Source organism: Kitasatospora sp. NPDC048545, from assembly GCF_040651155.1.
Taxonomy (GTDB): Bacteria; Actinomycetota; Actinomycetes; order Streptomycetales; family Streptomycetaceae; genus Kitasatospora.
In genome coordinates this window covers 111,187-120,446 of the sequence record NZ_JBEZIQ010000030.1, presented here as the reverse complement: position 1 = coordinate 120,446, position 9,260 = coordinate 111,187, and the positions used below count along the sequence as shown (strand labels likewise).

At 74.3% G+C, this 9,260-nt stretch carries 11 protein-coding genes; 5 read left to right on the top strand and 6 right to left on the bottom strand.

The annotated features are described in order from the left end of the window. Positions 1–109: 109 nt before the first annotated feature. Both dapC and fdxA read right to left on the bottom strand, forming a co-directional pair. Positions 110–1,258, bottom strand: a complete 1,149-nt coding sequence (gene dapC / locus AB0D10_RS26820) for a succinyldiaminopimelate transaminase (protein ID WP_360261056.1) — start codon at positions 1,256–1,258, stop codon at positions 110–112. Positions 1,259–1,278: 20 nt separating this feature from the next. Continuing rightward, positions 1,279–1,605, bottom strand: a complete 327-nt coding sequence (gene fdxA / locus AB0D10_RS26815; protein ID WP_030061559.1) for a ferredoxin — start codon at positions 1,603–1,605, stop codon at positions 1,279–1,281. 130 nt (positions 1,606–1,735) lie between these two features. On the opposite strand from fdxA, the gene AB0D10_RS26810 reads away from it, so the two are divergent. Both AB0D10_RS26810 and AB0D10_RS26805 read left to right on the top strand, forming a co-directional pair. Further along, positions 1,736–2,749 (top strand): GNAT family N-acetyltransferase, encoded by a 1,014-nt coding sequence (locus AB0D10_RS26810; protein WP_360261053.1) that lies wholly within the window; start codon positions 1,736–1,738, stop codon positions 2,747–2,749. 116 nt (positions 2,750–2,865) lie between these two features. Further along, a complete protein-coding gene (locus AB0D10_RS26805) occupies positions 2,866–3,738 on the top strand; it encodes a transglutaminase-like domain-containing protein (protein ID WP_360261050.1) in 873 nt (290 codons plus the stop codon). Between the two features lie 12 nt (positions 3,739–3,750). On the opposite strand, the gene AB0D10_RS26800 is transcribed toward AB0D10_RS26805, so the two are convergent. Next, positions 3,751–4,380 carry a response regulator transcription factor gene (locus AB0D10_RS26800; RefSeq protein ID WP_360261048.1) on the bottom strand — a complete coding sequence of 210 codons (630 nt, stop codon included), beginning with the start codon at positions 4,378–4,380 and terminating at the stop codon, positions 3,751–3,753. A gap of 64 nt (positions 4,381–4,444) precedes the next feature. On the opposite strand from AB0D10_RS26800, the gene AB0D10_RS26795 reads away from it, so the two are divergent. Next, on the top strand, positions 4,445–5,398 hold the full coding sequence (locus AB0D10_RS26795) for a MerR family transcriptional regulator (RefSeq protein ID WP_360261046.1): 954 nt from the start codon (positions 4,445–4,447) through the stop codon (positions 5,396–5,398). Then, positions 5,392–5,892, top strand: a complete 501-nt coding sequence (locus AB0D10_RS26790; RefSeq protein ID WP_360261043.1) for a GNAT family N-acetyltransferase — start codon at positions 5,392–5,394, stop codon at positions 5,890–5,892. Before AB0D10_RS26795 ends, AB0D10_RS26790 begins: the two co-directional genes overlap by 7 nt. A 46-nt stretch (positions 5,893–5,938) precedes the next feature. Here the strand turns inward: AB0D10_RS26790 and AB0D10_RS26785 are convergent, their stop codons facing one another. The 3 genes from AB0D10_RS26785 to murJ all read right to left on the bottom strand — a co-directional run bounded on the left by AB0D10_RS26785 (position 5,939) and on the right by murJ (position 8,450). Next, positions 5,939–6,289, bottom strand: a complete 351-nt coding sequence (locus AB0D10_RS26785) for a hypothetical protein (protein ID WP_360261041.1) — start codon at positions 6,287–6,289, stop codon at positions 5,939–5,941. 14 nt (positions 6,290–6,303) lie between these two features. Next, complete coding sequence (locus AB0D10_RS26780) at positions 6,304–6,630, bottom strand: hypothetical protein (RefSeq protein WP_360261038.1); 327 nt, start codon at positions 6,628–6,630, stop codon at positions 6,304–6,306. Positions 6,631–6,698: 68 nt separating this feature from the next. After that, a complete protein-coding gene (gene murJ, locus AB0D10_RS26775; protein WP_360261036.1) occupies positions 6,699–8,450 on the bottom strand; it encodes a murein biosynthesis integral membrane protein MurJ in 1,752 nt (583 codons plus the stop codon). 143 nt (positions 8,451–8,593) lie between these two features. Here murJ and AB0D10_RS26770 point away from each other — a divergent pair, with 143 nt between their 5' ends. Next, entirely contained in the window at positions 8,594–9,259 is a 666-nt protein-coding gene (locus tag AB0D10_RS26770; protein WP_360261033.1) for a response regulator transcription factor, read from the top strand. Position 9,260: the final 1 nt, after the last annotated feature.

The following is a 9,260-nucleotide window of genomic DNA, read 5'->3' as shown; positions in this document are numbered from 1 at the left end:
GGTGCTCGGGTCGGCCGACGGACCCGACCCGGCCGGACTGGTCGCGGTGGGGGACCGGGCGGTACCGGCCGTCGAGGTCCAGGAGGAGCACCGGCCCTTCGACGTACGGTCAGCGCGCCGCTGCCAGCCGCTCCACGGCCGCGGCGACCCGCTCGTCGGTCGCGGTGAAGGCGACCCGCACGAAACGCTCGCCGGCCGGACCGTAGAAGTCGCCGGGCGCCACCAGGATGCCCAGCCCGGCCAGTTCGGCCACAGTCTCCCAGCACGGCCGGTCCTGGGTCGCCCACAGGTAGAGGCTCGCCTCGGAGTGCTCGATCCGGAAGCCGTACGCCTCCAGCGCGGCCCGCAGCGCCGAGCGCCGGGCGGCGTACCGCCCGCGCTGCTCGGCCACGTGCGCGTCGTCCGCCAGCGCGGCGACGGTCGCGGCCTGGACCGGGGCGGGCACGATCATGCCCCCGTGCTTGCGCACCTCCAGCAGCTCCCGGACCACCACCGGGTCGCCCGCGACGAAGGAGGCGCGGTAGCCTGCCAGGTTGGAGCGCTTGGAGAGCGAGTGGACGGCCAGCAGGCCCTCGTGGTCCTCGCCGCACACCTCCGGGTGCAGGACGGAGACCGGCTCGGCCTCCCAGCCCAGCTCCAGGTAGCACTCGTCGCTGACCAGCAGCGCCCGGTGCTCCCGGGCCCACTCGACGGCGCGGCGCAGCTCGTCCGCGCCCAGCACCCGGCCGGTCGGGTTGGACGGCGAGTTCACCCAGAGCAGCCGCACCCGGGAGCCGTCCAGCTCGTCCACCGAGTCGTACTCGACCGGTTCGGCGCCGCACAGCCGGGCGCCCACCTCGTACGTCGGGTAGGCCAGCCGCGGGTAGGCGACCTGGTCGCCGGGGCCGAGGCCGAGCTGGGTCGGCAGCCAGGCCACCAGCTCCTTGGAGCCGACGGTCGGCAGGACGGCCTGCGGGCCGATCGCGGCGCCGAGGCGCCGGTGCAGCCAGCCGGCGATCGCCTCGCGCAGCTCCAGCGGGCCCCAGACCGTCGGGTAGCCGGGGGTGTCGGTGTGTGCGGCCAGCGCCTTCTGGACGATCTCCGGGACCGGGTCCACCGGGGTGCCGACGGAGAAGTCGCAGAGGCCGCCCGGGTGGGCGAGGGCGGTCGCCTTGTACGGCTCCAGCTTGTCCCAGGGGAAGACCGGCAGGAGGTCGGAAACGCGGCGCGCCGCTCCCGGGTGGCCCGGGAACGGCGCGCGCGTGCTGTCGTTGCTCACAGCTTCGTTGCCACCGATCGTCAGTGGTCGGCGTTCTGCGGCGGCAGAGCGGCGATGAACGGGTGGTCGCGCTCGATCAGGCCCAGCTTCGAGGCGCCACCGGGCGAACCCAGGTCGTCGAAGAACTCGACGTTCGCCTTGTAGTAGTCCTTCCACTCCTCCGGAGTGTCGTCCTCGTAGAAGATCGCCTCGACCGGGCAGACCGGCTCGCAAGCGCCACAGTCGACACACTCATCCGGGTGGATGTAGAGCGATCGCTCGCCCTCGTAGATGCAGTCAACCGGGCACTCTTCGATGCACGCCTTGTCCTTCACGTCGACACAAGGCTGCGCGATGACGTAGGTCACGCTGTCGTTCCTCCTAGGAAGGGCCTGGCGGCCCGTTCTGTTCTGCTCGCGTGCGCGGTGAGCGCGGCGTCGTCGATGCCCGCCCCTAGTATCGCGGGTCGGAGACCGCAAATGCACAGGAGGTGGCCACATGGCGACAGGCAACCCGGTCAGCGATCGTCCGGAGGTCCGGATAGATCGCTCTGACGTGGGACGACGTGTGTCCGTCCGACGCCTCTCCGAGTTCGTGGACGACCGGCCGGTGTTCCGGGATTCGATCGGCGTGCTCACATCGTGGGACGATCTTGGGTTGACGATCGTGCCTCGAACCGGGGACCCGGTCTTCTTGCCGGAGAAGCTGCTGGTCGCAGGCAAAGTCGTGCCGCCGTTTCCCGCCCGGCGCGCTCCGCTGCCGGTCACCGACCCGGTCGAACTGCAGCGGATCGCGGGGCGCGGCTGGCCGGCCGTCGAACAGCAGCCGCTCGGCGAGTGGACGCTGCGCGCCTCGGCCGGATTCACCCGGCGGGCCAACTCCGTCCAGGCGCTCGGGGACCCGGGGCTGCCGCTGCCGGACGCCCTGGCGGCCGTCCGCGCCTGGTACGCGGAGCGCGGGCTGCCCTCGTACGTCGAGGTGATCACCCCGGGGTCGCCGGAGCCGCTGCGCGCCGAACTCGACCGGCTCGGCGCCGGGTACGCGCCCACCCTGGTCCGCACCGCCCCGCTGGCCGGGCTCGCGCGGACCGGCGGCGGGCACGACCGGGTGCGCCTGGCGCGGACGGCGGACCCGGCGTGGCTGTCGCTGTACCGGCGGGTGACCGGGGACCCCGCGGTCGAGGAGGCGGCGCTGCGGGTGCTGCACGGCGGCCCGTCGGTCTGGTTCGCGACCGTGCCGGGCGCGCCGGGACAGCCGCCACTGGCGATCGGACGCTGCGTCATCGAGGGGCCGTGGGCCTGCTTCGGCGCGATCGAGGTCCAGCCGTACGCCCGCCGGGCCGGGCTGGCGACCGCGGTCATGGCGGTGCTCGCCGCACGGGCGGCCGAGGAGGGCGCGAGCGGCGGCTACCTGCAGGTCGAGGCGGAGAACGCCGGGGCGATCGCGCTCTATGACCGAATCGGCTTCACGACCAGTCACACTTACCACTACGCCCTTCTTCCCCAGGGGTAGCGCTCGGGTCGTTCCGTCCGCTGCCGGAACCGTCCGTCGCCCGTCGCCCGAACCGCCCGTCGCCCGAACCGCCCGTCGCACTGTCCGTCCGTCGTACGAAAGCCGTCGCCGTCACCGTGACCGAGCAGAGCAGAGACCGCTTCCGGACCGCCGCCCGCGCGGAGCAGCCCGACCCGGTGCTGCTCTGCCTGCTCGCCGCCGCCGAGCACGACCCGGCGCTCGACCCTGGCGACCCAGGCGAGCCGCCGGGCGTGGACGCCCTGCTCGCGGCCTGCGAGGCCGCCCTGGAACGGCACGCGGCCGCCGTCCGGCTGGCCGTCGCCGAGCGGGCGCCCGCCGGACCGGAGGAGACCGCCGCCCTGCTCGCGGCCGTCCTCGGCGGGCGGGAGCGCTTCCACGGGCGGCAGGCCGACTACCGGCGGCTGGAGTCCTCGCTGCTGCCCGAGGTGCTGCGGCGGCGGCGCGGCCTGCCGATCACCCTGTCGCTGGTGTGGATGGCGGTGGGACGGCGGGCCGGGCTCACCGTCCACGGTGTCGCACTGCCCGGCCACTTCATCGTCGCCGTGGGCGGGCCGGGAGGCGGCGGCGACTACGTCCTGGCCGACCCGTTCCACGGCGGACGGCTGCTCGACCCCGGGGACGTCGAGCACCTGGTCGCCGCCGCCGGGCACGAGTTCACGCCCTCGATGCTCACCCCGGCCCAGCCGCTGGACGTCGTGCTGCGGGTGCTCGGCAACATCCGCGCCTGGGCCTCCGACCGTCCCGAACACGCCCGCACCCAGCTCTGGGCCACCGAACTCGCCCTGCTGCTGCCGCGCCACCCCGCCCAGCTCCGGCTGGAGCGGGCCGAACTCCTCGTCCGCACCGGGGACTTCCTCGGCGGCTCGGCGGAGATGGACGCGTACGCGCAGATCCTGGACGCCTTCGACCCGGACGGGGCGGCCAAGGTCCGGCAGGAGGCGCGGGCGGCCCGCCACCGGCTGAACTGATCCACGACGGGGCTACAGCCAGCCCTTCTCGCGGGCGATCCGGACCGCCTCGGTGCGGTTGCGGGCCTCGGTCTTCTGGATCGCCATCGAGAGGTAGTTGCGGACCGTCCCCTCCGACAGGTGCAGTCGCCGCGCGATGTCGGCGTTCACCGCGCCGTCGGCGGCCGCGCCCAGCACGTCCCGCTCGCGCGGAGTCAGCGGGTTGGCGCCCTCGGCCAGCGCGGCCGCCGCCAGCACCGGGTCGATCACCCGCTCGCCGCGCAGCACCCGGCGGATCGCCTCGGCCAGCTCGGAGGCAGGCGCGTCCTTCACCAGGAACGCGTCCGCGCCCGACTCCATCGCCCGGCGCAGGTAGCCGGGACGCCCGAAGGTCGTCGCGATGACCACCTTGGTGCGCGGCGCCTGCCGGCGCAGTTCGGCCGCCGCCTCGATGCCGGTCATCCCCGGCATCTCGATGTCCAGCACGGCGACCTGCACCTCGTTCGCCAGCACCGCCGACACCACCTCGTCCCCGCGCCCGACCTGCGCGACGACGTCGATGTCCCCCTCCAGCCCGAGCAGCGCGGCCAGCGCCTCCCGGACCATCCCCTGGTCCTCGGCGAGCAGCACGCGGATCGAGGCCCCGTTGTCAGTGTCGTTCATGGCCATGACCTTAGAGGGCAACGGGCTTGAGTCTCCGGTAGGGGGAGAGTCCACACTGGTGCCCATGGACGGCAGCACTGCGGACGACATCCGGTACTCGATCGGCGACCTCGCCCGGCGCACCGGGCTCACGGTCAAGACCGTCCGGTTCTACGCCGACACCGGGCTCGTCCCGCCCACCGGCCGCACCCCGGCCGGCTACCGGCTGTACGACGTGCACGCGCTCGCCCGGCTGGACCTCGTCCGCACCCTGCGCGAACTCGGGCTCGACCTGCCCGCGGTCCGCCGGGTGCTGGAGCGGGAGGCCCCGCTGCAGGAGGTCGCCGCCGCGCACGCCGAGGCGCTGGAGGTGCAGATCCGCACCCTGCGGCTGCGCCGGGCGGTGCTGCTCGCCGTCGCCCAACGCGGCTCCACCCCCGAGGAGATGAGACTGATGCACAAACTCGCCAAGCTCTCCGACGCCGAACGCCGGCGTCTCGTGCACGACTTCATCGACGAGACCTTCGGCGGCCTGGACGCCGACCCCGGGTTCGTCGCCATGATGCGCTCGGCGATGCCGGAACTGCCCGACGAGCCGCGGCCGGAGCAGGTCGAGGCCTGGGTCGAGCTGGGCGAACTCGTCCAGGTCCGGGACTTCCGCGCGGCCGTGCGGAAGATGGCCGAGCACCAGGCCGCCGAGCGGGCGGAGGGGGACCGCAGCGGTCTGCACATCGCGCTGACCGGGACCGTGACGTCCCTGGTCCGCGGCGCGCTGGCCGCCGGGACCGCCCCCGCCTCCCCCGACGCCGACCCCGTCGTCGCGGCCCTGACCGCCGCCTACGCCGAGGCCTTCGGACGCCCGGACGACGAGGAGCTGCGCCAGTGGCTGTCCGACCGCCTCGGGACGGCGAACGACCCCCGCGCGGACCGCTACTGGCAGCTGCTGGCGGTCATCAACGGCTGGCCCGCCCGGGAGAGCCTGCGGGACGTATTCGAGTGGTTCACCGAGGCCCTGCGGGCCAGACTGGCCGGATGCTGAGCCTGGAACTCCTCCGCCCCGACCACGCCGACGCCCTGCTGGCGTTCGAACGCACCAACCGCGCGTACTTCGCCCGCAGCGTGCCGGACCGCGGGGACGCCTACTTCGCCGAGTTCCCGGCCCGGCACGGCGCGCTCCTCGCCGAGCAGGCCGGGGGAACCTGCCGGTTCCACGTCGTCCGGGACGCGGACGGCGAGCTCGTCGGCCGGGTCAACCTGGTCGACATCGCCGACGGCGGAGCCGAACTCGGCTACCGCGTCGCCGAGTCCGCCGGCGGCCGCGGGATCGCCACCGCCGCCGTCGCCGAGGTCTGTCGGCTCGCGGCCGGCCCGTACGGCCTGCGCTTCCTGACCGCGGCCACCACCGTCGACAACGCCGCCTCCCAGGCAGTGCTCGCCCGCAACGGCTTCCGGTTCCGGCAGGAGGTCCTGCTCTCCGAGCGCCCGGGGCTCACCTACCGCCGCGACCTGGCCGACCCGCACCCGACGCGGTAGCCGGGGCGGAGCCTTCGCCGGCCCCGGCCCAGGCCTCGGGCGGGGGTCAGAGCCGGCGCAGGGCGGCTTCGACGCTGTCCGCGGCGCTGGTGTTGAAGGCGATGGCGGCCTGCGGCGCGTGCCGGCGGACCAGGTTGACGACGAGTTCGAAGAACGGGAGGGCCGGCTCGGGCTTGCGGATGCCGCCGCCGATGACGACCACGTCCCACCCGCGGCCGTCGAGCGCCGCGACGATCGCGGGCTCGGCGGTGTCGTCGGGGGCGACCAGGGTCATCGCGGCGTCGATGCCGTGGTCGGCGAAGCGGGCGAGTTCGGCGTCGAGGACGGCCCGCACGCCGTCGCCGTCCATGCCGGGGACGGTGTGCGGGTCGAAGCCGAGAACGAGAACGGTGGGCATGCCGGGGAGGACGATCAGCGGGGGTCGCAGGGTTCCCCGCGCAGGAAACGGGCGGCTTCGGCGAGGGTGAGCTTGGGGTCGGTCCAGGAGCACACCTCCAGCCAGGACAGACTCCCGGCCTCGGCGAACAGCAGCACCTCGCCGTCGTCGCCGAGGCCCGCCTCGGCGACGATCTCCGCGCGCGCGGCGGTGCCGGTGCCGGTGAAGTGGACGGTGCAGCCGCAGGCGCAGCGGGACTCGATGCGCAGGTGCGGGAGTTGGGCGCGCAGCGGATGGCCCGGACGGAGCAGGGCGTCGAGGGTGCGCCGGACGTCGGCGGGCAGCTGGTTCACGGAAGTCATCGGTTTCATCGGTTCCATCGCCTTCATCGGTTCCATCGCCTTCATCGGTTCCATCGGCTTCATCGGCTTCACCGGCGGCGCAATCGCGAGATGAGGGCGGACAGTTCTTCGACGCGGAGGAGGTGGGCGAGCAGCAGGTAGCCGACGGCGAGGACGGCGACGGCGGGCAGCAGGCCGTAGCGGGTGGTCCACCAGGCGGCGGCCGCGGCCGGGAGGGCGGCGGCGAGCAGCCTGACGTGCGCGCCCAGCACGGGCAGCGGGCCGAGGCGGCGGCGCAGCAGCAGGTGGGCGGCGACGCAGGTGAGCAGGAACGAGCCGCCGTAGCAGCCGGCCGTCCCGGTGACGGCCCAGCGCAGCGGCAGCAGCCGGTGGCAGAGCAGGGCGCCGAGCGCGGTGGCGGCGACGGGCAGGAGGTTGAGCAGGAAGGGCGTGCGGCTGTCGCCGAGCGCGTAGAAGGCGCGGGTCAGCGCGTAGGAGGCCGAGTAGAGGACCAGGCCGGGCGCGAAGGCGGTCAGCATGCCCGCGATCGCCTGGACGTCGGCGGAGTCGGTGCGACCGTGGCCGAAGGCGAGGGCGCACAGCTGCGGCGCGAGGACGACGAACGCGCAGGCCGCCGGGACGGTGACCACGCCGATCGTGCGGACGGTGCGAGCGAGGACGGTGCGAACGGTGTGCGGGGCGTCGGCGGCCGCGGTGAGCGCGGGGACGACGGCGGTCACCAGGGACACCGTGACCACGCCGTGCGGCACGATCCAGAGCAGGTAGGCGCTGCTGTACGCCGTGTACCCGACGCCGGGGAGCCCGGCCTCGGCGGCCCGCGCGCCGTCGAGCGTGGCCAGCCGGGTCACCACCCAGTAGCCGACCTGGTCGCTGAGCACGAGCAGCAGCGTCCACCCGGCGGCCCGCAGCGGCTCGCCGAGCCCGGCCTGCCGCCAGTCCCAGCGCGGCCGCAGCCGCACTCCGGCGGCCCGCAGGCACGGCAGCAGCACCAGGCTCTGCGCGACCACGCCCGCCGTCGTACCGGCACCGAGCAGGGTCAAGTCGGTGGTCGAGAAGGACCGTTGGCCGATGTATGCGCCGAAGGCCGCGATCACGACCAGGTTGTTCAGCACCGGCGCCCACGCCATCGGCGCGAACCGCCGCCGGGCGTTCAGGATCTGGCCCAGCACGGTGAACAGCCCGTAGCAGAACACCTGCGGCAGGCACAGGTACGCCAGCAGCACCGTACGGTCCAACTGCGCTCCGCCGTAGGAGGTGTACGCCCGCACGACGAGCGGCGCGGCCGGCACCGCCACGGCCGTCAGCACCAGCAGGGCCGTCACCAGCACCGTCACCAGCCGGTCGACGTGCGCGGCCCCGCCGTCCGCCGACTCCTTGGCAGCGCGCACCAGATGGGGCACCAGCGCGGTGTTCAGCGCGCCGCCGATCAGCAGCACGAACAGGATGTTGGGCACCGTGTTCGCCACGTTGTACCCGTCCGCGAGCACCCCCGAGCCGAGGACGGCCACCAGGACGGCCGAGCGGACGAAGCCGGTGGCCCGGGACACCACCGTCCCCGCCGCCATCACCAGGCTGGGCGGGGCGGTGCGCCGCGGTTTGCGGTGCCGGGCGGACGGACCGGGCGGCGCCGGCACGACCGGCACGCCCGCCCCCGCCCCCGCCGAAGCCCCGGCCCCGGCGCCGCCCGGTGCCGGCGGCCGACGTGCGGCGGCCGCCCCCGCCGACTCGGCACCGGCCCGCGCCGCGCGCTCCTCGGCGGACGCCGGTGCCGACCGCGGCCCGAAGTCACGGACCCCGACGGCCTCCTGGAGAACGGTCATCCGCCAGCCCCTCTCGCTCCGGGCACCGACCCGAACGGATCGGCGAAAACGGCGAGAGCATGCGACAAGACCCCTGAAGCGACGCTGAGAAAGCTGAAGGCCGCTTAAGGAACGGATCCGGCGCCGGTGGCATCCTGATCCGCATGGAGATTCTGGTGGTGGAGGACGACGCCCAGGTCGCCGCAGCCGTCCGGCGCGGCCTGGAGGCCGAGGGCTACACCGTGGACCTCGCCCCGGACGGTCTCACCGGCCTGCGGCTGGCCCAGCGGCACGCCTACCGGGCGATCGTGCTCGACATCATGCTGCCCGGCCTGAACGGCTACAAGGTGTGCGAGGCGCTGCGCGCCGACGGCGTGGCCACCCCGATCCTGATGCTGACCGCCAAGGACGGCGAGTACGACGAGGCCGAGGGCCTGGACACCGGCGCCGACGACTACCTCACCAAGCCGTTCTCCTACCTGGTCTTCCTGGCCCGCCTGCGCGCCCTGATCCGCCGCAGCCAGACGCCCGGCCCGCTGCTGCGGGCGGGCGACCTGTGGCTGGACCCGGCGGGCCGCCGCTGCGGCCGCGGCGGCGCCGAGATCACCCTCACCGAGCGCGAGTTCGCCGTGCTGCGCTGCCTGGTCGAGCACCCCGGCGAGGTGCTGTCCAAGCGCCGGATCGTCGACGAGGTGTGGGACATCGCCTTCGACGGCGAGGAGTCCATCGTCGAGGTGTACGTCAGCATGCTGCGCCGCAAGGTGGACACCCCGTTCGGCGTCCGCTCGATCACCACCGTGCGCGGCGCCGGCTACCGAATGGAGTCCTGAC